Source organism: Gimesia benthica, from assembly GCF_009720525.1.
GTDB classification, from domain to species: domain Bacteria; phylum Planctomycetota; class Planctomycetia; order Planctomycetales; family Planctomycetaceae; genus Gimesia; species Gimesia benthica.
Genome location: NZ_CP043930.1, coordinates 698,345 through 722,507, shown reverse-complemented (window position 1 = coordinate 722,507; position 24,163 = coordinate 698,345). Strand labels below are relative to the sequence as shown.

Sequence of the window (24,163 nt, the reverse complement as noted above, 5' to 3'; positions counted from 1 at the left end):
GGATGTTACCCGATTTGAGGCGTTAATTCAAAGTATCACCCTAGCGCCAATGGAGAAAGTTCCGGGAAAGTTGGGAATGTCAAATGTCCTTAGGAGAAGGCTGCTCTTAAGTTAATGTCTCTAATTATTAGGTGTCAAAGTCACCTTGATCCCCTCAATTTGATAAGACAGATTGAGAGGGCCGAACAGGACATCAAAAAACTCATTCGCATCCGCGTTCTGGACCGAAATATCGATTCTCTGATTGAGATCGACGCCAGCCTGTTTTAACTGCTGAGGCTGATACTCAAATTCAATTCCGGACTGCTCCAGTTTCTGCATGACGGCCAGTACCGGGACTTTCTGAGCCCGAAGCGTGAACTTACGGCGTTGAATGGGAAGTACGTCAATTTGAGGAGTTCCCATCTTACGAACAGGGCGCTTTGAGGGATTCAGTTCTGCTTCAACTTTTTCCTGAAGGTCAGCAGAAGCATCAACCAGCAGCATCCTGCCTTCCCTGGTGATCATCGCTGTAGGGAACAACTCTTTGAGATGTTCAATGGTTTCATTCAGTGAACGTCCTCGGGGTGAGTATGTTTTTTGAACAGTCACATGATCCGGAACAGGCAAAAGCCGGATCGCGGTTCCCTGCTTTTCCCAAAGGAAGGTCAGATCCAGTTGATTTAACACCAGGAGCAGTGCTTCATCGGCATTCACTGCCATAAGGGCGCCATGTGACCATAAATCATGGGGAATTCGCTCTGGGTTGCTGATGGTAATCTGATAGGAGTCTGCTATCTGATTGAGTAATTCAGCCGGCGTATCGAGATCCTGATAGTAAAATGACTTATTCCTGGAAAGCTGAGTTGCTCTCGTTTTCATACCAGGTTGATTGTCTGACAGAGCGAGCAATTCCTGCTGCTTCTGTGCCAGCAGGGTTTTGAGCGTCCCCATGGCCTGATCAGGTCCCAGGTAGATGTTACTTCCGACAACGATTGCTCTAGCGTGGAGTGCCGAGGCAATCTCATCCAACCCCGCTTCCACGCTCTGGTTCTGAAGATCAATTTTGAGAGTCGTGGATGGATCGATGCGGCGGTCGAGGATCAGGGAAATCTGTTGTGTTTTTTCAATCCTTTCCAGAACCGTTCGAATTCCCACATTTGACCAGGAGGCAGAGATCGGCTGAGTCAGGGCATGCCTGAAATTGCGTTCTACCAGGTAAAGTGGTTGATCCCGGTTGAGAATGACGGGGGATCCTGTTGTCAGTTGGGCAATCAATTCCGATTGCGTAATAAACATTGTCAGGCACATCGAAAACAGGCTGGCATTGATGAACGGGAGATTCCGGGGGGCGGACTGACGCACTTTTCAGAACTTTCTATTAGGACTGTCTTCCAATGCAGGAAAACGGAAATCAGGTGCTGGAGTGTGACTTGTTTCCATGATACCATATCAAAGGAGTCTATGCCTGCCCATTTGTGCGGGAGATATGCGAAAATACTTATCTGAAGAGAGTTAAGGCGCTATGCAGAAGTTACAGGCTGTCGGCATTGATTTGGGAACTACCTATTCTTGCATCGCTCATCTGAATGAACATGGAGAGCCGGTCACCATTCCCAATCTGGAAGGTGAACTATCTACTCCCTCCGTGGCTATGTTTGACGGCGCTGAAGTGATTGTTGGCACTGAAGCGCTCAGGCACGCCATCGTTAATCCGCAGAATGTGGTTCAGCATGCGAAACGCTTTCTGGGTAAGCAGGATTTTCGATGGGAAATTGACGGACGCTACTTTTCTCCCCGGGATATCTCTGCATTCATCCTGAAGAAGCTATTAGCTTCCGCTGAGGAACGTATCGGACGGATTGATTCGGCCGTCATCACTGTTCCGGCTCAGTTCAGCGATTTGCAGCGACAGGAAACAATCGCGGCTGGTAAGCAGGCAGGACTGACACAGGTCGATCTGATCAATGAACCGGTGGCTGCTGCCCTGTGTTACGTGCTGGGGTCCGAGGGGATGTGGTTTGCCGAACTTGCAGAAGAGCAGCGCATTCTGGTTTACGACCTGGGGGGCGGTACGTTCGACCTGTCACTGGTTAAGTACCAGAAAGATGAAGTAGAAGTGATTGCCAGTGGCGGTGATCTCAAGCTGGGGGGAATTGACTGGAACAGTAAACTGCAGGCATCAGTGGCTGAGCAGTTTTACAATGAGTTCGGCATCAATCCCTGCAACGATCCGGAAAGCCTGCAGTATCTCGCGAACGAAGTTGAACAGGCGAAACGCAGCCTGACCGTCAGGCCCAAAACCACCCTGGCCTGCCAGGTTGGTTCACAGCGTAAAACTTATCAAATTACACAGTCGCAGTTTGAGCAACTGAGTAAAGGGCTGGTGGATCGCACTACTGAAATCACCCGGGCACTGTTGAAGGACAACAATATGGGGTGGGCCCATGTGGATGTTGTGCTGACTACGGGGGGATCCTCCCGCATGCCCATGATTCGTGATGCTCTGAAACAGGCCAGTGGTACGACACAGAATCTGTCATTACCCCCGGATCAGTCGATTGCCCATGGTGCAGCTTATTATGCGGGAATGTTGCTCAGTAACCGGGAATACGCGGAATCAATCCTGACAAAGGATGCCGCCAGTCGACTGTCCAAAATGAAGCAGCACAGCGTCAACGCGCGGTCACTGGGCTTTCTGGTGCGTGACCAGACGGGGCAACAGCGGATCCCGCATTATCTCTTGCCGGCTAATACAAAGTTGCCGGCAGCGGTCAAACATACTTACGGAACTGTCTCCCCTGATCAACGCCGGGTACATCTAAAGCTGATCGAAAGTGGCGCTTCACAGGATGAACCATTTGTCATTCTGGGAAACTGCAAAATTGAAGGACTGCCTCCGAATCTGCCGGTCGATTCCAAGATCGAAGTACAGATGGAATATGATGCTGAGGCACGTGTGCACGTTTCCGCTAAAGATGTGACAAGCGGAAAAGAGGCGCGGATCGAAATTTCTCGGGAGCAGAACCTGATATCCACAGCACCTGCAACAACAGAGGCCACTTCGTCGGACGGGATACAGAAAGATTCCCAGTCTGATCCTCTGATGCTGCAGGAAATACTGGATCAGGCAGAATTCATCAAAGCGGAGCGTAAGGAGCAGAAAGCCGCGCCCCGGGAATCTTTTACCACTAAACCGAATCCTGTGGCACGTGGACTGGACAGTTCAGAGCGACCAGTGGCATTATGTAACCAGTGCGGTGACCCCCTGCAGGGGGCACCGGCGTCTGACTGTCCAACCCCGGAACAGCATTCGAAAGGAACAGCATCCAGCAGGTCGAATAAGGGACGTCGTACTGGCGTCGGAAAACAAACGCCGACCTCACCTGATGCTCCACAGAAAACCCGTAAAAAACAGGCAGGTTCTCAGAGGAAAAATAAGGGCTCTGCTTTACAGGCACAAAAGAAGCCGCGTCCGCAATCCAGCAAGCCCACCAGGATGGATGCTGCTGAGAGCGAATTCTGGGACCTACTGGAAGACGCCTGATCTGCCTTTGACAAAATTTTATAAAATGAAAACCACAGGATAACTGATCTCTGATGAAAATAGACCGGATTGAACTTTACCATGTGGCGATGCCACTGATTTATCCCTGGCGTACCGCTTACGGCGAAGACGCAGCCATTCATTCCGTGTTATGCCGGATGACCAGTGGTTCTGTTGATGGCTGGGGGGAAAGCACACCTCTGGCTGCCCCCTGCTACAGTCCGGAATGGGCGGGGGGGGTATTTCATACTGTCTCAGAATGGCTGGCACCAGCAGTCGTCGGACAAAGCTTTGACAGCGGTTCCTCGCTGCAGGATGCCCTCTCGCTGTATAAGGGGAATTCATTTGCCAAGGCGGCTCTGGATAATGCCTGGTGGAGTCTGCACAGTCGCATCAGCGGAACGCCCCTGCACATTGCTTTAGGAGCAACCCGCAATGAAGTACCCGTGGGAGCAGACTTCGGAGTGATGGATCATCTGGATGATCTGATTGAAGCCGTTGGGGGAGCCGTTTCGGAACAGTTTCCTCGGATTAAGCTGAAGTTCCGTCCCGGCTGGGATATCCCCATGCTTCAGGCAATTCGGACGGCTTTTCCAGATGAGGTATTCCATATTGACTGTAACAGCGGTTACCGCCTGAGCGATCTCCCACTGTTTCAGGCGATCGAAGAATTTGATCTGGCAATGATTGAGCAACCTCTGCAACACGATGACCTGACGGATCATGTTCAACTGCAGGAACAAATTAAAACGCCAGTCTGTCTGGATGAGAGTATTACGCATCCCTATCGTGCAAAGCAGGCAGTCAATTTGAAAAGTTGTCAATATGTCAACGTTAAGCCGGGCCGTGTGGGCGGACTGACAAACGCCGTCAAGATTCATGATCTCTGTCAGACTGCGGGAATCCCCTGCTGGGTCGGGGGGATGCTGGAGAGCGCAACAGGGGCCTCGCATTGTACTGCTCTGGCGATGCTGGATAACTTCACCTATCCCGCTGATATTTTCCCCAGCGAGAAATATTATCGAGAAGATATGGCCCAGGAGCCTCTGAGACTCGTCAATCTTGAAGGAGGAATCCCGGGAGTGAAAGCGTTTGATGAATTGCCAGACCCGGATATGAATCGCCTGCAGGCACTCACACTCCAACACAAAGTAATTGAAGCTTGAGTTTCTGCGAGATTCAGTTTAGGGTGGGTCCGAATGTTCATGTTTTGCCGCGGCATCAAGCCGGAGTGGGAAAAAACGAGAAACTTCTAATAAATTCACCTTCCTGGGGAATAACCAGATGTCTTACTGCCTCTGTTTAGTTAGAGAATCAGGTTATGTCACGGACCAGTCGTAACAATTCGGAAGAACTGACACGATTAGTTGACGAGTATTATCAGCTGCTGTATCGCTATGCTTTTCGCCTTTCGGGCGACAGAGCTGATGCAGAAGATCTGACTCAGCAAACTTATCTGATCGCACAGAAGAAACTGTCCCAGTTACGCGATGCAAGGTCTGCCCGTTCCTGGTTGTGTACGATTTTGCGAAATTTGTTTCTGAAAAAAGTCACGCGGAAAGCCGAGTCTGTTTCACTGGGATCCAGTCCTGATGTTGCCTCTGATCCTGCAGAGATACCGGAACTGACCTCAGAAGAACTTCAGACTGCACTGGACGAATTACCCGAGGATTTTCGACTCCCCTTATTGATGTTTTATTTTGAAGAACAATCCTACAAAGAAATTTCGAATGAGTTGTCTATCCCGCTGGGAACCGTGATGAGTCGGCTGGCACGTGCCAGGGCTTTTCTGCAGGAACGGTTTGCTTCGCTCCGGGAAGATATAAGTCCGATTCATTCATAAAAAAGATTGCCCTTTACGGTATCACCATGAACGCTTCCGAATCATCCAGATCACCTGAATATTCTGAGCCAGATCATACTGTCTCAGATTCATTCGCTGATGGTCCCGTCTTTCATTCGGAGCTCAAGCGTGTTTTATTTGAGGTAGATGTACCAGAAAATGGAAAGCAGGGAGTACTGGATGCTCTGGCTCAAAGTGGCTCCGATGCCACCATCTCTACAGATCAACTTCCTGTTTCCCGGAGAACTTTTCTCAAAAAACCAGGAACCCTGGTGGGGCTATCGACTTGCCTGCTGTTTGCCGCAGTTCTGGCGTTTTTCTGGGTAACCCGACAACCGGTAATTCCCCTGGCGAAGCTCAGTCCAGAACTGAATCTGGACAGTCGCTTCATGTCGGAATTCGATAGAAATTTCGCAACCTCATTTCCAGCACAAGGTGGCTGGCATCAAAAAGGTCTGTTGAACTTTATTGGTCAGACCTACGGACTTTCCATCAGCGAGTCAGTCGTGCACGACGCTGCAGTTCGTTTTTTCAGACTTTCATCCGGAAAAACTCGCACTGTCTATGGTGCTCTGCTGCAGATTCCTGCCAGTAGAGTCAGCCCCCTGCCCACCTTGACTTCTTTTGATCCAGGCAAGGTCGAGTATACTCAACTGGGTAAGGGGAATTACGCGACCGTGAAATGGGTCGAAGCAGATCAGGTTTATGTCTGCATTGTCTTCGGTGGTGCCCGGGAGCTGGAAGCTCTGGGACGTGCTTTACAATCGACTGCCGCTTGAAATCTCTCTACTAACCGGCTCTACTGGTACCTGCAGTTGTTTAACGCTGCGCAAGTGAATGGAGTCTGACTATTTCCCTATCAACTTCTGAATTTCCAGGGTAGCCGCCATGTTCTCACTGCTTCGATTTTACCTGATTCTTTCCGGAGTCTGTCTTGTGTCTATTCTTCCCTCTCAAGCAGCCAGCTATGTTTACATTTCTCTGGGCGGTGAGAAGAAGATTGCCATCTATCAGCAGAATGAGGCGGATGGAAAACTAACGCATCTTTCCGACGTTAAAGTCCCAGGCGCGACAGGCTGTCTGGAAGTCGATCCAGAGAAGAAATATCTGTTTGCATCCATCCGCTCAGCCAAAGAGTTCATGAGCTTCAGTATCAATCCTGAAAATGGCGCACTCACGTTGATCTCTGCGGTACCAGCGGGGGGAAATGCAGCTTACATCGCCACAGACCGTAAGGGACGCTACCTGCTTTCAGCTTATTATGGTGAGGGGAAAGTCGCCGTGCATCGACTCAAGAAAGATGGCACAATCCTGCCCGAAATTCTCCAGACAATTCCGACAGACAAAAATGCACATGCTATTCTGCCCGATCAATCAAATCGGTACGTGTTTGTGCCCCATACAGGGCCGAATGTCGTCTATCAGTTTTTATGGAATGAAGCTGAAGGAAAACTGAAAGCGAATGAACCGCCCATCTTCGAAGCGGCCCCCGAGATGGAGCCCCGTCACTTGGCTGTTTCAAAAGACAATCGTTTTGTCTATTTCGATAACGAGAAAGGGAGTTCTGTCACTGCCTGTAAGCTTGATTCCGAATCTGGAACCTTGAAGGCGTTTCAAACCATTTCCACTTTGCCGGCTGATTTCGAAGGGAAGAATACCTGTGCCGATATCGAACTCTCTCCCTCAGGAAAAAACCTTTATGCTTCCAATCGGGGACATGACAGCATTGCCTGTTTTGCAGTTGATCCTCAGACTGGAAAACTGAAATCACTGGGACAGGCAGCGACCGAGAAAACGCCGCGATCCTTCAACATCGACCCGGAAGGACACTTCCTGTACGCCGCGGGACAAAATAACGGGAAACTGGCTGCCTATCGTATTGATTCCCAGACCGGCAAGTTGACGCGGATTGACACCTATGAGGTGGGGAAATCTCCGTCCTGGGTTGAGGTCGTAAAGGTTCCCTAAACTGCCTGATTCAATCTGAAATAATTTCCAGTTCGAGTTTTGGATGAATTGCTTCAGATCATTGGTGGTGAAAGTCGATGAGTCTCCATAAGTGATCCTGTGATGACAGGACGCACCTATGCGCAGACATATTGCGCAGAACGGACTTTGACTATTCATTTTCTACTGAAGAGAGAGGCTGGGTATGCGCTCTTCTGCCGTTACTGTAATTCTGATCTCACAGTGTCTGATGTCACCGGCGTTCAGTCAGGAGCAGGTTCCTCTTCAGATCAGCTCAGATAACAAAAGCTCTGATGAGCACCAGGGGAAAGTGAATATTACGAGGGGGCCTTCCAAGCAGACTGGGCCAGCCTACCAGAGAATGTCTGTCAGCCAGCGCCTGATTCAACAGCGTGCATTCCTGCAGGCCAAGCAGCGCATGGAGCGGATCGCTGCACGTAAAGCGATGGGGATCACTCCTGGCCGGCCTACAATCAATATCAATGTGAGCCCGATTCCGACCTATGCTCAGATAATGCAGGAGTCTTCAGGATTCTATTTTGATCCCTACCACTATTATGGTTACTGGTATGGTGCCCCGGGCTACGTGTTCCCTTGAATCCGTTAAGTGCTGGATTAACTTGAATCAGTCTCAGAGTTAATCCGCAGTTAAGTTTTGTCAGGCAGCGTCCGTACAAATTTGACGGCCTGATTGACCCACTCTTTCAGATCAATGTCCTCCTGTGTTCCCTCAGCTTTGACATAGATCATGCTTTTCATCACTTTGCCAGTGAAATCCATTTCGTGAGTAAATGGTTCCTGCAGTGCCTGAGCAGCGTTCTTCTCTCCCAGCCGTAACATGAGATTAGTCCCCGTGACTCCACAGCACATGTTGCCATTGAGCAGGAAACAGATTCCCCCAAACATTTTTCGCTGAGAATATCCTGCCCGGCGACACAACAGTTGATGTATTCTGTCGGCGAGAGCCTCGTCGTATGCCATGTCAGCTTCCTCTAAGCCTGTCTGATATTGAATATTGCTTTCTCAAAACAAAATATTTCTTTACGCCTTTTTTGTCTAGATTACTGAACAAAAAAGGCTTGTCTGGTATTCTTAATAGGTGACGGGCAATCCTTTGAAATGTGAAGACGAAACAGGTACGACAGGACATGGCATTTTTCCGCAGCATAACTCTTTTCAGTATGCTTCTTCTGGTTAATAATAGTGGTTCTGTATCAGGACAGCAGACGGATACAGCGCCCGCTCAAAAGCCCGTTGGTGTAAAGTCGATGAGTCTGCCAGGTCTGGATAATGTCTTTCAGGTCGATGAGGCTGTTTACTCTGGTAGTGGGCCGGCAGAGCAGCGGAGTTTTGACGCCCTGCAAAAACTCGGAGTCAAAACCATCGTCAGTGTCGATGGAACCGAACCACATTTGGAAATGGCACGGAGTGCTGGTATGCGCTATGTACATATTCCAATCGGCTACGATGGCGTGTCAAATGATGCAGGACTGGCTTTTGCACGCGTCGCTAAGGAGATCAAAGGTCCGGTTTATATCCATTGTCATCATGGCAAACACCGTGGACCCACTGCGACTGCGGTCGTCGGATTGTGTCGAGGTACTTTCAATCAGCAACAGGCCCTCGATTTTTTAAAGCTGGCAGGTACCAGTAAAGACTATGCGGGATTATGGAGAGATATCCGGAATTTTAAAGTTCCTTCCGCTGATACCCCGCTCCCGGAACTGGTGGAGTCCACACCAGTTTCCCGATTGGTTAAAGCCATGTCGCAGATCAGCCATCATTTCGAATCACTGGATCAAATGCAGACGCAAAATCAACATCCCCTGGTCAGGAAAAAGAATCACGAGACCCTGGTACTTCTGAAAGAAGAGTTTCGTGAAGCGGCACGTAAGTATGCCGACGACTATGATGAGATGTTTCAAAAATGGATGAGAGAATCTGAGAAACGGGTCGATACGCTGCAAACAGTATTTCAGAAGGATGACCAGAAGCAGATGGCCCGGGAGTTAAAGGCATTCAAAATGCAATGCAAACGGTGTCACGTCGCCTATCGGGATTAATCAGAGCTGAAATCAATGCCAATCAAGACCAGACACTGAACCCATACACAGAAGGCAGATGGGGAACAGCCGTTAAGTGAGTCTACACCTTTGAAAAACAGAAGAAATTTAAATTCAAGAGTTGTGATTCCCTTTCTTGATTGATGATAATGCATGCTCCTATCCAGTTTCGATAAGGGTATATTCATGCGATCATCTTTATTGTGTTTCCTCTCTTGTTTGGGAGTGATTTTGGGATACAGCCTCTCCGTGCAATCGGAAGAAGCCAGTTCCAGGCAACGGTCAGAACCCGAAAAAATTGAGTCATCCTGGGATGACCTGCTCCATGGTATTGAATCACCTGAGGAGTGGGCAGAACATAAACAGCAACTGAGAAAACGCTATCTGGAGTTACTCCGAGATCAGTACAAACCAGAAAAGCCTGATCTGCAAATCCAGTTTCATGATACAGTCATTGTAGATGGTATCTATCGGCGACAGTTGATCAGCTATCAGGTTGAAAAAGATGAGCGGGCGCATGCCTACCTGGGAGTTCCCCTCAATTTAAGAGGACCTGCCCCGGCCATCGTTGCCTTGCACGGCACTTATAAATACGGCAAACAGCGTGCAGCAGGTTTGATCGATAACCCCGACAAGGCTTACCTTGATCATCTCTGTCGACGTGGTTATGTGGTAATTGCTCCCGATCATTTTGTTGCAGGACACCGGATCCCGGAAGCGGGGCCATATGACACCAAAGCGTTTCATGAGAAACATCCACATTGGACCTCGGTTGGAAAGTTTACCTACGAACATTCCATCGCCATTGATGTGCTGCAGACTTTGCGGGAAGTTAATCCCGACAAGATCGGCGTGCTGGGGCACTCGCTGGGAGGCCATGGATCAATGTTCCTGGCTGCCTATGATGAGCGAGTACAGGCAGCAGCTGGGAATTGCAGTGCCTCATTTTTCCGACAGAATGCGCGTGTCGAAGCCTGGGCGAGAGATCACTGGTATGTATATTTTAATCATATCCGACCGGATCTTCTGGAAGGCAAATTGCCTCCGATTGATTTTCATGAAATCATGTCCCTGATCGCACCGCGGGCATTTCTAGATCTCTCGGGACTCAATGACGGTGACCCTTTGACGCAGCGACAAAGAGTGCTGATGTTGATGAAGGTGATGGACGTCTATGAACTGGAGAAAGCACCTCAGAATTTTGCTTTTTTTGTTCATGGAAAAGGACATTCTGTTGCCCATGAATCACGGGCTCTCATGTATTCCTGGATGGATACACATCTCAAACCCGAATCTGAAACGAAGACAAAACTGGTCAAACCCTGACTTCTGCCTACGCAGAACTTTATCACAGCTTTGAGCATTCAACTAAGGTAGGAATAATATAGATGGAACTTTTGATCATCAGGCACGGAAAAGCTGAGCAGGCAGGTGTAGTACCAGGAGGAGATTCTGCCCGCCCCCTGACAGACCATGGTACTCACCAGTTTCGTAAGGTCGCTAAATGGATCGCTAAACATGATGCAGGTCCCGAGCTGATTTTACACAGCCCGCTGGTAAGGACGACTCAGACCGCTCAGATCCTGCAGGATGTTATGGAATTGAATGATGAAGCCTGCTATGCCCAACCCTGGTTGGGCTTCGGTCTGAGCCTGGATTCATTGATCTCTTTTGTCAGATCAACAGCCTTTGAACGAATCGCGATTGTAGCCCACATGCCCGACGTGGCCCGTTGCACTTCCGATCTGATTGGAGGGGGGCAATCACATTTAAACCCGGAAATGCAGCCTGCATTCAATTCGACTCCCTGATTGGCATCGGTCAGGGAAGCCTTAAATGGCACCTCAGCGCGCCTTTGTTCTGAAATCTAAGTTCAAATGGGATTACTCAGTAGATGAGGCATTTTTAGCCTCGATTTTCTGCCAGGAGTGAGAGAATTCGCTCATCCGTCAACCGATCAGCGATAAACTTTGCTGAACTGAAATCTCCGTAATTGCTGAACTCATGAGGAATCGAAACCACATAAGCTCCTGCTGCCACACCAGAGCGGGTGCCGGTTTCACTGTCTTCCAGAACCAGCATATTCTCCGGGTTGACCCCCATTTTTTCAGCAGCGGTCAGATAAATTTCCGGATGTGGTTTGCCGTGAGTGACATCCTCAGCAGTCAGGCTGATCGGGAAACGATGAATAATGTCAAACCGGGACAGCAGAGATTCCAGGTAAGGACGAGGTGAAGATGTAGCAACTCCCTTGGGGATATCCAGTTCTTCCAGGAAATCCAGCAGTTCAAACAAACCCTCCATGGGTTTCAGATGCTGATCCAGCAGGGAACGGAAAATTTCCTGGCTTTCTTCCCAGAGTTTCAGAGGATCTTCCGGCTTATCCAGGAACTGAGTGAGGTGTTCAAACCCCTCATGAGCACGTCGCCCCATCATCCCTCTCAGAATATCGGGGGTCATTTTTTTTCCGCGTCGCTGTAACAGGGCATCGCCTGAGAGGAAAAACACGTGTTCTGTATTAAACATGATGCCATCCAGGTCGAAGGCAACCGCCTGAATGGGAGGGAGTTGAGACATAAAATCACTCTTTGGTTATTTATTAAAAACAAGCTATCCGTTGAGCGTAGGATAGTTTTTCAAACGCAGTGGATCAACTTGACCGGCTAAATTAACGGTTTTTGCTTTCGATAACTCAGGTCGAGCAACTCCATGGGATGCAAGACATGCAGAGGCTTTCTTGCCTGACGTATCTGCGAATCAATCTGGAGCGTGCAGCCGACGTTCCCACTGATGACCACTTCTGCTCCCGTATCCACAATATTATTCAGCTTACGTTTGCCTAACTGATCTGCCATCTCAGGCTGTGTCAGATTATAGCTGCCAGCTGCTCCACAGCAGATGGTGGATTCATTCAAGGGGATCAGGGTCAGTCCGGGGATCAGTTCCAGCAGTTTGCGTGGCTGATTCTGGACTTTCTGTGCATGCACCAGGTGGCAGGCGTCGTGATAGGTTGCCTTGAGGGTGATTTCTCCCTCGGGTGCGATCGGTCCCAGTTCAAACAGGAATTCAGAAACATCTTTAAACTTGCCTGCGAACTGTTTCAGACGTGCCGTCTGTTCCGCAGTGGGCCCCGAAATTTCCTCCGCGATATGTCCATAATCTTTGAGCATGGCTCCACAGCCTGCGACATTGACAATAATGGCATCCAGATCTTCTTGATCGAAGGCTGCCAGATTCTGGAGAGCAAATTTCAGAGCCTCGTCGTCTGAACCGCTGTGGTAATGAATGGCGCCGCAGCAGACCTGGCTGCGGGGGATGACAACCTCGCAACCGTTGGCTTGCAGTACCCGCGCTGTGGCACGGTTGACGTGGCTGTACATCGCTTCCGAAACACAGCCTGTAAACAGAGCTACGCGAGCTCTTTGCGTTCCCTGTGCAGGCAAGACTGCCGGTAAGGCTGGTTCTACAGGCTTGAGACGTGGTAGCAGATTGTGCATCCGTTTCAGTTTCTGTGGCAACAGCAGTGGAATGCCGAGGATGTCAACCAGCTTATCGAGCTTTAAAAACTGCATCATCCGGGCCGGCATCAGCGAGAGGCGAATCCGGTTGGGATATGGGAATAACCGGTACAGGATCCAGCGATGAAACCAGTCATTGTTCGCTCCCCTGCCCTCTTTGGCGTCCAGATGCTGCATGTCTACCCGGAACGGTTCAATTAATCTGCCGTATTGAACTCCGGAAGGACACGCCGTTTCACAACTACGACAATCCAGGCAGAGATCCAGGTGACCTCGAACTGATTCCGATAGTTCAACGCGTTGATCAACGACCGCACGCATCAGATAAATTCGCCCTCGGGGGCTGTCATTTTCATTCCCTGTTTCCAGATAGGTCGGGCATGCAGCAGTGCATAAGCCGCAATGAATGCAGTCCAGAAACTTCTCATAGGGAATCTCAGATCCAGGAATTTCTGCGGGATCTTTGTCTGCCGTGGTAGTTTGAGAAAAGGCACTTCCAGGTTTCATGGGATAACTCTTCTGGGGTGAAGCTTACTAATTATGATTGTTTCAGAACTTGTGGATCAGGATTTCACCAGCTCTGTAAATCGTCGTGAGTTCAATAACTGCAGAGGATCTAATGCCTGTTTCAACTGCTGCATGAGTTCCCAGCCAGCGGGAGGCGAACAGAACAGTGGCAGAGATTCAGCCCAGTCAGATTCACACTGGTAAATGGTCAGGTAGCCGGTTCCTGGATCAATTACAGATTGCAGTTGTTCGAGAATCTGATTCACGTTTTCCAGTGAACTGGCAGAATCGGGTAAATGTCCGAATACGATTCCATCTGCTGCATGTGCCTGGACTGCGATATTCAGACTGGTGGCAGTTTCGATGAATGACATCATTTGTGATGGTAAGACAACGGCTTTCAGCGTCACCGGATCATCTGATGACGTTTGATACTCAGTCAAAGCGTTATATAACTGAGAGGCCTGCGCTCCTTCAATAATCTGAGCATCGAGAGAGGAAAAGGCACGCCATTCATCAATAATCTGCTGCGCCTGCCACTTTACAACATTTTCAGGACCTTCATAGCAGATGCAAACGGCATGATTTTCATTGGGAAGTTCAATCCGTGATTCGGCAGTAATTTGTCGGGCCGCTTTACTGTTGCAGTATTCGATAGCAGTTGGCCGGGTTCCCGAAGTCACAATCGCTTCCAGTGCCTGATCAACACTCTGGCAGGAATCGAAGTCAAACCAGACCAGTTGCATGCACTCTGGTCTGGGGCGCAAATTCAGAGAGACCTGGCTGATAACTGACAATGTTCCCAGAGAGCCGACGAGCATTTTACTAAGGTCATAACCGGCGACATTTTTGACAACTCGACCGCCGGATTTGAACAGATTCCCTACTCCATCGACTGCTGAAACACCAATCACGTAATCACGAATCGTACCATAGGAAAAGCGTCGTGGTCCTGAAGTATTGGTGGCAATCACTCCTCCGATGGTAGCCCGGTTAGACTGAGGTACGTCGATCGGCAGACGCTGTCCTTCGGCTGAGATGATTTCATTTAACTGGTTTAGTCTCATTCCGGCTTCGACGGTGATAGTCATGTCGCGGACCGGATAATCAACGACTCGATTCAATTGGGAGGTACAGATCAAAGGACCTGAATGACTGTCCGGGCAGCAGACAGCCAGCGAGGTACGGCCTCCTACCGGAAATGTCTGTTTACGGGCAGATGTTGCATTGTCACTCAGGAATCGACTCAATTCAGACTGGGATGTCGGAACAAAATCTTCCGGAGTACCGGAATGTGTGAGTGTCATAAGTGGTCTTTCAATCGGTTGTGAGCATAACAGCAGCATATCCTGCTGGGACATCAGCAGTAGTTGTTGATCAGTGCGGAGCCCGTCGACCAGGGTGTGATAAAGTGACTGCTGCCTGCGATTTTTCTCCATGGGGAGGAAGTACCTTGTCGCGACTGCAGATCTGACGTGGATTGAAAATATTACGAACCTTCTCCATCTGGGAGAGATCCGTTTCATTGAAGATCCGACTCATAAAATTGATTTTCTCCACACCAATTCCATGCTCGCCGGTCACACTGCCTCCCAATTCCAGACACTTGGAGAGAATCTCTTCACTGGCTTCCATTACCTGTTGAATCTGATTTTGATCGCGTTCATCAAACAGCAGAATCGGGTGTACGTTTCCGTCACCAGCATGAAAGACGTTCACAATTCTCATGCCATATTTTTGACTGGTGGCTTCAATAAATTCCAGGATTTCCGGTAAACGGGTTCGGGGGACGACACCATCCTGAGTACAGTAACTGGGACTGAGTCGACCAATGGCTCCAAATGCCTGCTTGCGGCTTTTCCAGATCAAAAGCCGTTCCTCTGGAGTGTCTGCCCGCTGAATTTCCCGTACGTTATGTGCATTACAGATCTCGACAATCCGTCGTGCTTCCTCATCTAAGGCGATTTCCAGTCCATCGACTTCTATCAGCAGAACTGCGCCCGCATCTAGCGGGAAACCAAAGTGAAAAGCTTCCTCAATCGCTTGAATGATACCCTGATCCATCATTTCCAAAGCAGAGGGAATAATACCCGCTGCTATGATTTCCGAGATCGCCCGGGTCGCATCAGAGATGGTCTGGAATACCGCCAACATAGTGCGATGTGCCTCTGGATCGCGTGTCAGACGTACAATCGCTTTCGTGCAAATGCCGAAAGTACCTTCATTTCCGACATAGACTCCATGCAGATCGTAGCCTGGTGTTTCTGCTGTCGGCCCCCCCAGATTGATTACCGAGCCATTGGGGAGAACTGCCTCAAGTCCGAGTACGTGGTTCGTAGTGACTCCATATTTAAGCGTATGCGGTCCACCAGAGTTAGTGGCGATGTTTCCGCCGATGGTGCACGATCCCTGACTGGAAGGGTCCGGAGCGTAGTGGTAACCGGTTCCTTTCAGGGCATTGGTCAGATGCAGGTTCACCATCCCTGGTTCAACAACTGCGTAACGATCGCGTAGATTGATTTCAAGTATCTGTTTCATACGCGTCAGGACAATCATGACTCCCCCGCCGATAGGCAGGCAGCCCCCTGAGAGGCTGGTTCCCGCTCCTCGAGCCAGAAAGGGAACGTTAAACTGATTGCAGATTTTGACGATCGACGAGACCTGTTCTGTAGACGTTGGGAAAACGACGATGTCGGGGGCCGATTTATCAACGATATAGCCGTCACATTCATAGACGAGTAGTTCATCTGCGTCGTAGAGCAGACTGTTTTTCCCTACGATTTGTGTCAGCTGTTGAATCAGTGAGGAAAACGGGCCGCTACCACGCTCCAGTTGTTCCAATACGGGAGCGACAAGATGCGAGGTCTGGTTGTCTGGGTCAACCATTGTGGGGACTGCTTTCAATGAATGATGAAAGGAAAATACAAAATTCTATAACTGGTTATTGTAAAACAAAATAAGGTTAAGATTCAATTCCGGGAAACCTGCCAATTGGTCCCCTATTTTTGGAAAGAAGAGTGTTCTTCTAGCTGGGCAAATTACCAATAGAGTGACTCAGAGAGGTTATTTTGAATTCACCCAGATTGGGCTCGACCATGCCATTTCCCCGTTGGATTGAATAACGCGTACATAGTACCAGTCAGCCTGGTTTCCGTCACCCTCGTCCGTGAATTCAAAGTCTGTTTCCCATTGATTCTGAAAAACAACCCGGTGCAACATCGCTGATTCCCAGGGGAATGGACGTGTAAACAACATTTCATTACTGACTGCTAACTCACCCAGAGTCTGTGTTAGCTGGCAATCACTGGGTTGGGTGCATTTAATGCTGACCTGGGTCTGTTCATTTCCTTGAATTCGCAGCACAATCGCTTTCTGAGACCAGTCGTCAACCTGTTGTTTCAATGCTGTAAACGACTGGACGATCAGTCGATTTGATGAAACATCCAGGATTTGATCTCGACGGAATTCATCGAAGGGCCCCGGTGTGAAACAGGGTTGAAACTGCTGAATCTCGCCTCCCTCCACATGTATGGCAAAATTCCAGTCTGCTGTCCCTCCCCAACCCAGGGCGGGCCACGGTCCCCAGCCGTATTCGAAGCGGAGTACAACCGGATGATTCCAGGACCGGTTATCAGGAATGTTGTCGACTGGAAAATCACGATGAATCACACGGCCGTTTTTCAGGACTTCGACCCGGTCGATTTCATCCCAGCCTCGCACGTGAACTTTGATACGGCGATCAGGGGTGAATGAGAGCTCCTGACCCATCATCTGGTCATTCAGGAAGAAATCGAGTTCAATGCGGTCACCAGTTACCGCATACGTGCGACGATTGCGGATCGCGTCAAACAAGGCTTCTCGAGACAGTTCAGTGGCTTTGATGGCTGCCAGACCCTCGCGATATCCACCGGGATGTCCGAGGTGATCATCGGTACTGGCAATGACCCCCAGTCGGTATCCCTGATTGAGATAGTACTGCAGCGTGTGCTTTGTCCAGCGTCCCCCCTCTGTATGTCTTTTATACGGAAAAGGAGCCCGGTCATGTTCAGCGCAACCCCATTCTGAATGAATTTCCAGGACAGGTGACACTTCGGGGGCCAGTTTCGTCGCGTCAAAACCACGGTGCCCCAGTCGATTAGCAGGGTGATGCGGGATCAGCAGACAACCCCGGTTTCGTGCAAATTCCTGAAGTTCAGCCAGATCTTCGATCAGTTCATAATCTCCTTTGAGATCCGGATAGAGAATGTGATAGTCCCCCTCTTGAGTGCCATGTCGCTCATAGCCTAGAATCGTGACAAACTCCCCCGGTCTGTCGAATTGTCTGGCAAGCTCAACCACTTCCGGCCAGCGGGAGCGGGCTATATGAAATCCATTCTTCCATTTGTGGGATATTTTGCCATCGTATTCCACAATATCAGGCCAGTAGGAATGGGGAGTGAAAGCGTAGAAATCGAGATGGTTCCGGGCGATTTCAAAGGAGCGATCCAGAGAGCCCTGGGCATAGCCCACATGGTTGTGGTTATGTAGGTCTCCGAAATATGTCTGGTATTCTGTGATCATGGATTTGGCGCTTGTGCATTGCTTTGTTTGAAGAAATCAAAATCTCTCACTTCAGAGTATCTTGCAGCGGAGCGTTCTACAAATGGCATTTACTGATTCTAATCTAAATACAGACTTAATCGTGTAAAACAGAGCTTCAACGCGTCCATTTCAGCCATTTCATCAAAAGGGACTTCAGAAATGGGGTAAGACGAGTGCGGTTAAACTGATCCCCGATTTTACGAATCGCATCCGCCTGAGTTGGATAAGGGTGAATCACGCTGGCTAACTTTTTGAGACCGGTCCCGCTCTGCATGGCCAGGGTGATTTCAGAAATCAAATCTCCCGCATGTGCTGCGACGATCGTTGCGCCTAGAATCTTATCTGTCCCCCGTTTGACATGGACCTTCACAAAACCGGCGGTTTCATTGTCCAGGATCGCCCTATCGACGCTGTCCAACTTCTGGATAAAGGTGTTGACGGGAATGCCTTTTTCTCTGGCTTGATGCTCATAGAGTCCCACATGTGCTATTTCTGGATCGGTATAGGTGCACCATGGGACGATCAGGCGACTGGCTTTGCTTCTACCAGGAAACAGAGCATTGCCTATCACCAGCCGAGCCTGAAAATCAGCATTGTGGGTAAACTTTAAGTGAGAGCAGATATCCCCTGCACCATAAATATCCGGATTTGTGGTCTGCAGGTAGTCATTAACGAGCACACCGGTTAGTGAATTGTAATCAACTCCGGCTTGTTCCAGTTCCAGACCTTCAACATTAGGGGTTCTTCCGGCTGCTATCAGGATTTCATCGACCTCCAACTTGATTGTCTGCCCTGTCGTTTCAATCGTCAGAAGTTTTTCCTGTACGTTCTCAGAGACCAGAGAGGTATTCGCATTGAAGACGAGTTTAACACCATCTCGTTCCAGTTGTTGCTGAATGATTTGGGCAGCGTCTTTATCTTCTCTGGAAAGAATCTGCGCATGAGATTCGATGAGTGTGACTTGTGAGCCAAAGCGGGCAAAGGTCTGTGCGAGCTCACAGCCGATTGGTCCACCTCCGATGACTGCCAGTCTGGATGGAAGTTCTGTCAGAGAAAAAATATTCTCATTCGTCAGGTAGTTGATGTTTTTGATACCGGGAATGTCAGGGACCGCAGGACGTCCTCCCGTTGCGATAACGGCCTTTTTGAAGTTAAGTGTCTGCTCCCCAACTTTGATTGTTTTGCGGTCAAGAAAACGACCTTCACCCAGAAAAACATCGATACCCAGTTCCTGAAAACGACGAGCTGAGTCGTGATGGCTGATCTCGGCTCTTATTTTCCGCATGCGCTGCATCACCTCCTGGAAATTAACAGAGGTGGCTTCGGGGGCCAATTCGATCCCCAAGTCTTTTGAATTTAGAATTTTGTGTATAGCTCTGGCAGAAGAGATGATCGCTTTCGAGGGGACACATCCGGTATTCAGGCAGTCTCCACCCATGAGACCTCGCTCAATTAATGCGACTTTCGCTCCCAGGCCAGCAGCTCCCGCCGCTGTTACCAGACCAGCGGTTCCCGCTCCGATGATTACCAGATTGTAGCGCCCACTGGGAGTGGGATTGGACCAGTCGGAGGGATGAACCTCACTGATCAGATCCTGATTGAATTCATCATCGGGAAGTAGCTGAATACGATCGGTCATACTCGTTTTCTCTGTCCTGAGTCAGAATGTTCTATTTGCGTTGTTGAAGGCGTTGAGCGATGAGTTTTACCAGAAACGGAAAGGCGCCCAGTAAAATGAATGCGAATATGAGTTGAGGCGTCAGGATGCCTTTCGCGCCGTGTTCAGACAATTCCTGCAGGGTGGGAAAGCTGGTACCAGCATAAACGAAGACGGCGGTCCCGGGAAGCATGCCTGTCTGGCTCACCCACCAGAAGGTCGAGATCCGGATTGTCGTCAGGCCCATAACGACATTAATCAGAAAGAAGGGAAACGCGACTACGAGTCGCATGAAAAAGAGGTAGAACGCACCCTCTTTTTCAAACTGCTGATTGATCTGCTGAAATTTATTCTGGTAACGGGATTGAATCGAGGATCGGAATAAATAGCGACTTGTTAAAAATGCCAGAGTGGCTCCTGTTGTGGAAGCAAAACTGACTAGAATAAGTCCTTTCCAGAATCCAAAGAACCAGCCATAGGTCAGCGTCAGTGGTACTGCTCCAGGTAAAGAAAGCCCCGTAATCCCCGCATAGATCAAATAGGCGACCAGGTAGATTGAAACCGGATGCTGATCTGCAAACTGTTTCCAGTAACTTTCCTGGGAAGCGAAGTATTCCAGTGTCAGCCGGTCCCGGAAAAAATAATAACCCAGCCCGATGACACAAGCGAGAATCAGAAGCACCACCAGGCGAACAAAGCCAACTACAGGCTGATGTTGCTCAGATCGATGATCAGGCTGTTCTGGTTCAGGACCCGCAGCGTACACCTGAAAGATTCCCTCTGATCTAAAGAGGTTGGCTTGATCACTCTGACCCCGATCGCAACAATCGCGATGCTGTTTGTCGAACTGTACTACTTTTTAAAGTCCGTAAATTCAGATCAACTAGAGAATCGCCCGGATCTTTTCCAGAAACTCTTTGTTGGTTGGGAACTTCTTGAGCGTGCTACTCAATTGCTCCATGGCTTCAACTGGATTCAAAGAGATCAGACTTCTGCGAAGCATGGTGACCCCTTCGAGAACTTCCGGTTCGAGAATTTTTTCTTCGCGTCGCGTCCCGGACAGCGTAATATCAATTGCTGGGAAGATACGTCGGTCGGAAAGTTCCCGGCTGAGGACCATTTCCATATTACCGGTTCCCTTGAATTCCTGGAAAATCACTTCATCCATCCGGCTGCCGGTATCAATCAGGGCTGTGCCCAGAACTGTCAGTGAGCCACCTTCATCAAAGCGGCGGGCGGTTCCAAACATTTTCTTGGGAATGTCCATCGCTTTCACATCCAGACCACCGCTCATGGTTCGGCCGGTATTCCCAACCCATTTGTTGAAGGCACGAGCGGTTCGGGTGATACTGTCCAGCAGGATGAAGGCATCTTCACCGGCTTCCGCCAGACGCTTGCCCCGCTCGAAGATGAGCTGGCTGGTGCGGACATGGCTTTCAACATCCCGGTCCATTGAAGAGGAAATAACCTCGCCTTTAATGGAGCGTTCCATTTCGGTTACTTCTTCAGGCCGCTCGTCAATCAGCAGGACCATCAGGCGGATTTCAGGATGATTCTTACTGACGGCTTCAGCAATATCCTGGAGCAACATTGTTTTACCGGTTCGAGGAGGTGCAACAACGAGAGCACGTTGTCCCTTTCCGATGGGAGTCAGGAGATCCATTACCCGCATCGTGATCGGCATGGGGCCAGTTTCGAGTTTGATCTGCTCGAATGGATTGATTGGTGTGAGCTCATCGAAGGATTTGATTTCCATGTACTCTTCGATGGTGCGCCCATCGATAGTTTCGATGCTCTTCAGGCGAGGCCCTTGCCCTCTGGTGCCCGGACCAACTTCGCCCCGAATCAGGATACCTTCACGCAGATTGTGTTTTTCAATCAATGAACTGGAAACAAAAGCATCAGAATCCTGAGCTTTGTAGTTTGCTTTGGGGTCCCGGATGAATCCATATGCTTTAGGGTGCAGCTCCAGAACACCTTCAATAACACCTGTGACATTTTCATTGGCGGCAGGTGATGTAGAACGGGACCGGCGTTGTTGGGGTTTGGCACCGGTACGCGACCGACCTCCCCGGTTATTACTATTGCCAGCGCGACCGCGATTGTTCGCTCCCTGCCCCTGGCGTCCCTGAGCATTGGGGGTATCTGATTTTCTTCTCCGTCTCCGACGACGGCGATTGCCTCCAGATTTATCGCCGGAACGGTCATTGTCTGTCTGGTTGGCGCTGGGCTCGTCGTCTATGGAATCAGCAGGAAAATCTGACATGTTTTCATCTTCTCTTTCAGTGTCTGCTTCAGTAGAAGAGTGAGGGTTTTCGAAAAGCTCGAGGTTATCTTCTGCCTTACGATGATATTCGTCCTGCAGTGATTCAGTTTCACTTTGTTCGACATTTTCCTCGGCAGGTTTTTCCGCTTTTTTGCGTGTCCTGGTAGTTTTTCGACGGGTGGTTTTTGGTTTATCTGAAGTTTCAGAACTCTTTGCAGCCATACAGAAACACCAAATGATAATAAAGAAGTAAAGAAGTAATTAGAGATACAACTACGGCACTCACATGACACGACCAGCTTGATACATGATTTCAAATCAGACCACTGACAGCGCGGAGCTCACAGGGAGACTGAAAAGTAGCTGGCATTCTTCTGAATGTGCCGATTCTTTTTTCAGCGGAAACCGACTCGAGTCAATTCTTACAATTATGACCTGGTCTTGATCTCATGAAGAAAGATTTACACTGGGAAATCGTTCGCCCGCTTGAGGACTCGGCCGTCTTGGCCTGTTATCTTCCCGTATTAGGAGGGTCATCGCTTAGGCTATTGTAAAGAGATGAGGCCCTGGCGTTGAGAACAGCGAACTTGCAATGTCTGTTGACTCAAGCCTCTGTTAGGTGATGGTCTTGCCGATATCCTTTCAGGCAAAAATTATGGTCAAAACTGATACTAGAAATTCAATCGTTTCTTATGAACTCCGTCAACCGATAAATGGTTGCTAATACGGAACTTTTAAATGTTTTACTTGTGAGACAATCTCAATTTATTTCGTGAGAGGACTCCAGTGAATTGGGAGAATAAAATAGATCCAATCCTTGAGCCAGCTTGCTGTTTCAAACATAAATCAACCCCCGGGTTGAATCATTGGTCGCATCTCAGACCAACAGAAAGCAAGGCTGTTCTGCCTCAGGGGCAGATACGCAAAGTCTCTTAAAGTGCATCCAGAAAGAGAAAAACTTTCAAGAAGAAGCATTCCCGAGTAAATCGAGAATAGTGCTGTTGAGGAACTGACGACCCGCTGGTAACGACTCAACTCACTTAAAAGCCAAATTGGTAACCAGTGAAATTAAATACTCACTGGGTGCTGGAAATTTGATCTCAAAAAGCGGGAGAGATCCTCAATGAAAATAACGGCTTACCAGAGATTGCTTAGTTAGTAGTGTTTATCAAAACCTACATGCAGCGTCAATACTAATCGGTTTGGAAGCCAAGTCTGTTTACATCATAACTTATCGTCAATTAAAGTCAATTGACTATTCTGTTTCTGACGAATGTTTTGTTCAGTCAGGTCGCAATGCAGTAATTATTCATTGTTGAGACCATTTGTTGCTTCAGAAATAGACTTCTTGTTTAAGGTTCCAGATCGTCAGGCAATCCCTGAGGATAGGTGCGTTGGATGTAATCACGAATACGCTGGATTCGATTCCCCGGGTCGGGATGCGTACTGAAAATTTCGGGTTGCCTCCCTCCCCCTGCAGAGCGTTTAAGGATCTCCATGACGCCGGTCATGGCGTATGGGTCGTAGCCTGCCATGACCATGAGTTTGATCCCCCAGCGGTCAGATTCCAGTTCGTCGCTGCGACTGTATTTCATATTTACCATGGAGCCGATCACTTGTGCCATCTGGGCACTACTGGCATCTCCGCCCGCCACGCCTGCGGCTCCTACCAGCCCCTGCGTGAATTCCTGTTGGGCCATGTGCTGTGCTCCATGGCGCGACAAAACATGCCCCATTTCATGTCCCAAAACTCCTGCCAGCTGTCCTTCGGTTTCAAGTTGTCGAAACAGGCCGGCGGTAATAAAAATCTGCCCCCCAGGTAAGGCGAAAGCATTGATTACCTGATTGTCATTGAGCAGGTGGAAGTCAAATCGGTAGGGGTTCCTGCGCCCCTGTTTCCTCAAAGACGCATTCAGACTTACCAGCAGTTTTTCACCCACTCGATCAACGTAAGCCTGTGCTTCCTGATCCGGATGCTCGCCATGATGCTGATCCAGAATCGCAGGGAGAGCCTGTAATCCAAGTGCGATTTCCTGTTGCTCGGTAAGAGCGACCCGCTGGCTTTCACCTGTGATTTCATTGACATCGGATTTCATCAAAAACGAAATCAATGAGAACAGCGCGATCCCCGCAGCGACAACCAGTCGCAGTTTCAGAGAAGAATCATGTGATCCATGTCCCGTGCGAATATACCGCGGCATCGAAAGTAAATCCTGAATACATACTTTAAAATA

General features: G+C 49.2%; 20 protein-coding genes. 9 read left to right on the top strand and 11 right to left on the bottom strand.

The window, feature by feature from the left end; translation table 11 throughout:
- Window positions 1-120: 120 nt before the first annotated feature.
- Entirely contained in the window at window positions 121-1,344 is a 1,224-nt protein-coding gene (locus F1728_RS31180) for a hypothetical protein (protein ID WP_194242659.1), read from the bottom strand.
- 160 nt (window positions 1,345-1,504) lie between these two features.
- Here F1728_RS31180 and F1728_RS02885 point away from each other — a divergent pair, with 160 nt between their 5' ends.
- From F1728_RS02885 to F1728_RS02860, 6 genes are all read left to right on the top strand, one after another.
- On the top strand, window positions 1,505-3,526 hold the full coding sequence (locus F1728_RS02885; RefSeq protein ID WP_155362821.1) for an Hsp70 family protein: 2,022 nt from the start codon (window positions 1,505-1,507) through the stop codon (window positions 3,524-3,526).
- A gap of 53 nt (window positions 3,527-3,579) precedes the next feature.
- On the top strand, window positions 3,580-4,692 hold the full coding sequence (gene menC, locus F1728_RS02880) for an o-succinylbenzoate synthase (protein WP_155362820.1): 1,113 nt from the start codon (window positions 3,580-3,582) through the stop codon (window positions 4,690-4,692).
- A 155-nt stretch (window positions 4,693-4,847) separates the two neighbouring features.
- Window positions 4,848-5,369, top strand: coding sequence for an RNA polymerase sigma factor (locus tag F1728_RS02875; RefSeq protein ID WP_155362819.1), 522 nt, complete (start codon window positions 4,848-4,850; stop codon window positions 5,367-5,369).
- 26 nt (window positions 5,370-5,395) lie between these two features.
- Complete coding sequence (locus F1728_RS02870; protein WP_155362818.1) at window positions 5,396-6,148, top strand: hypothetical protein; 753 nt, start codon at window positions 5,396-5,398, stop codon at window positions 6,146-6,148.
- Between the two features lie 157 nt (window positions 6,149-6,305).
- Entirely contained in the window at window positions 6,306-7,337 is a 1,032-nt protein-coding gene (locus F1728_RS02865; RefSeq protein ID WP_194242658.1) for a lactonase family protein, read from the top strand.
- A 184-nt stretch (window positions 7,338-7,521) separates the two neighbouring features.
- Complete coding sequence (locus F1728_RS02860; RefSeq protein WP_155362816.1) at window positions 7,522-7,935, top strand: hypothetical protein; 414 nt, start codon at window positions 7,522-7,524, stop codon at window positions 7,933-7,935.
- Window positions 7,936-7,985: 50 nt separating this feature from the next.
- On the opposite strand, the gene F1728_RS02855 is transcribed toward F1728_RS02860, so the two are convergent.
- Complete coding sequence (locus F1728_RS02855; RefSeq protein WP_155362815.1) at window positions 7,986-8,318, bottom strand: TfoX/Sxy family protein; 333 nt, start codon at window positions 8,316-8,318, stop codon at window positions 7,986-7,988.
- 287 nt (window positions 8,319-8,605) lie between these two features.
- On the opposite strand from F1728_RS02855, the gene F1728_RS02850 reads away from it, so the two are divergent.
- The 3 genes from F1728_RS02850 to F1728_RS02840 all read left to right on the top strand — a co-directional run bounded on the left by F1728_RS02850 (window position 8,606) and on the right by F1728_RS02840 (window position 11,211).
- Complete coding sequence (locus F1728_RS02850) at window positions 8,606-9,400, top strand: phosphatase domain-containing putative toxin (protein WP_194242657.1); 795 nt, start codon at window positions 8,606-8,608, stop codon at window positions 9,398-9,400.
- 186 nt (window positions 9,401-9,586) lie between these two features.
- A complete protein-coding gene (locus F1728_RS02845) occupies window positions 9,587-10,726 on the top strand; it encodes a dienelactone hydrolase family protein (protein WP_194242656.1) in 1,140 nt (379 codons plus the stop codon).
- A gap of 62 nt (window positions 10,727-10,788) precedes the next feature.
- Entirely contained in the window at window positions 10,789-11,211 is a 423-nt protein-coding gene (locus F1728_RS02840) for a SixA phosphatase family protein (protein ID WP_155362812.1), read from the top strand.
- Between the two features lie 94 nt (window positions 11,212-11,305).
- Here the strand turns inward: F1728_RS02840 and F1728_RS02835 are convergent, their stop codons facing one another.
- The 9 genes from F1728_RS02835 to F1728_RS02795 all read right to left on the bottom strand — a co-directional run bounded on the left by F1728_RS02835 (window position 11,306) and on the right by F1728_RS02795 (window position 24,130).
- Window positions 11,306-11,977, bottom strand: a complete 672-nt coding sequence (locus F1728_RS02835; protein ID WP_155362811.1) for an HAD family hydrolase — start codon at window positions 11,975-11,977, stop codon at window positions 11,306-11,308.
- An 86-nt stretch (window positions 11,978-12,063) separates the two neighbouring features.
- Window positions 12,064-13,425, bottom strand: coding sequence for a (Fe-S)-binding protein (locus tag F1728_RS02830; RefSeq protein WP_155362810.1), 1,362 nt, complete (start codon window positions 13,423-13,425; stop codon window positions 12,064-12,066).
- Between the two features lie 56 nt (window positions 13,426-13,481).
- Window positions 13,482-14,864 (bottom strand): FAD-binding oxidoreductase, encoded by a 1,383-nt coding sequence (locus tag F1728_RS02825; protein WP_155362809.1) that lies wholly within the window; start codon window positions 14,862-14,864, stop codon window positions 13,482-13,484.
- Window positions 14,803-16,311 (bottom strand): FAD-binding oxidoreductase, encoded by a 1,509-nt coding sequence (locus F1728_RS02820; protein WP_155362808.1) that lies wholly within the window; start codon window positions 16,309-16,311, stop codon window positions 14,803-14,805. Before F1728_RS02820 ends, F1728_RS02825 begins: the two co-directional genes overlap by 62 nt.
- Window positions 16,312-16,488: 177 nt before the next feature.
- Window positions 16,489-17,985 carry a DUF3604 domain-containing protein gene (locus F1728_RS02815; protein WP_155362807.1) on the bottom strand — a complete coding sequence of 499 codons (1,497 nt, stop codon included), beginning with the start codon at window positions 17,983-17,985 and terminating at the stop codon, window positions 16,489-16,491.
- Window positions 17,986-18,121: 136 nt separating this feature from the next.
- Window positions 18,122-19,645, bottom strand: coding sequence for a mercuric reductase (locus F1728_RS02810; RefSeq protein WP_155362806.1), 1,524 nt, complete (start codon window positions 19,643-19,645; stop codon window positions 18,122-18,124).
- A 31-nt stretch (window positions 19,646-19,676) separates the two neighbouring features.
- Window positions 19,677-20,429: a TVP38/TMEM64 family protein gene (locus F1728_RS02805; protein WP_228030482.1), complete on the bottom strand. Its 753-nt coding sequence runs from the start codon at window positions 20,427-20,429 to the stop codon at window positions 19,677-19,679.
- 117 nt (window positions 20,430-20,546) lie between these two features.
- A complete protein-coding gene (gene rho / locus F1728_RS02800) occupies window positions 20,547-21,929 on the bottom strand; it encodes a transcription termination factor Rho (RefSeq protein WP_228030481.1) in 1,383 nt (460 codons plus the stop codon).
- Between the two features lie 1,352 nt (window positions 21,930-23,281).
- Window positions 23,282-24,130 (bottom strand): M48 family metalloprotease, encoded by an 849-nt coding sequence (locus tag F1728_RS02795; protein WP_155362803.1) that lies wholly within the window; start codon window positions 24,128-24,130, stop codon window positions 23,282-23,284.
- Window positions 24,131-24,163: the final 33 nt, after the last annotated feature.

Bases quoted from the DNA above. Each gene is read 5' to 3' on its own strand.
- F1728_RS02885 (WP_155362821.1), top strand. From the start codon at position 1,505: ATGCAGAAGTTACAGGCTGTCGGCATTGATTTGGGAACTACCTATTCT.
- menC (WP_155362820.1), top strand. From the start codon at position 3,580: ATGAAAATAGACCGGATTGAACTTTACCATGTGGCGATGCCACTGATT.
- F1728_RS02875 (WP_155362819.1), top strand. From the start codon at position 4,848: ATGTCACGGACCAGTCGTAACAATTCGGAAGAACTGACACGATTAGTT.
- F1728_RS02870 (WP_155362818.1), top strand. From the start codon at position 5,396: ATGAACGCTTCCGAATCATCCAGATCACCTGAATATTCTGAGCCAGAT.
- F1728_RS02860 (WP_155362816.1), top strand. From the start codon at position 7,522: ATGCGCTCTTCTGCCGTTACTGTAATTCTGATCTCACAGTGTCTGATG.
- F1728_RS02855 (WP_155362815.1), bottom strand. From the start codon at position 8,318: ATGGCATACGACGAGGCTCTCGCCGACAGAATACATCAACTGTTGTGT.
- F1728_RS02850 (WP_194242657.1), top strand. From the start codon at position 8,606: ATGAGTCTGCCAGGTCTGGATAATGTCTTTCAGGTCGATGAGGCTGTT.
- F1728_RS02845 (WP_194242656.1), top strand. From the start codon at position 9,587: ATGCGATCATCTTTATTGTGTTTCCTCTCTTGTTTGGGAGTGATTTTG.
- F1728_RS02840 (WP_155362812.1), top strand. From the start codon at position 10,789: ATGGAACTTTTGATCATCAGGCACGGAAAAGCTGAGCAGGCAGGTGTA.
- F1728_RS02835 (WP_155362811.1), bottom strand. From the start codon at position 11,977: ATGTCTCAACTCCCTCCCATTCAGGCGGTTGCCTTCGACCTGGATGGC.
- F1728_RS02830 (WP_155362810.1), bottom strand. From the start codon at position 13,425: ATGAAACCTGGAAGTGCCTTTTCTCAAACTACCACGGCAGACAAAGAT.
- F1728_RS02825 (WP_155362809.1), bottom strand. From the start codon at position 14,864: ATGGAGAAAAATCGCAGGCAGCAGTCACTTTATCACACCCTGGTCGAC.
- F1728_RS02820 (WP_155362808.1), bottom strand. From the start codon at position 16,311: ATGGTTGACCCAGACAACCAGACCTCGCATCTTGTCGCTCCCGTATTG.
- F1728_RS02815 (WP_155362807.1), bottom strand. From the start codon at position 17,985: ATGATCACAGAATACCAGACATATTTCGGAGACCTACATAACCACAAC.
- F1728_RS02810 (WP_155362806.1), bottom strand. From the start codon at position 19,645: ATGACCGATCGTATTCAGCTACTTCCCGATGATGAATTCAATCAGGAT.
- rho (WP_228030481.1), bottom strand. From the start codon at position 21,929: ATGTCAGATTTTCCTGCTGATTCCATAGACGACGAGCCCAGCGCCAAC.
- F1728_RS02795 (WP_155362803.1), bottom strand. From the start codon at position 24,130: ATGCCGCGGTATATTCGCACGGGACATGGATCACATGATTCTTCTCTG.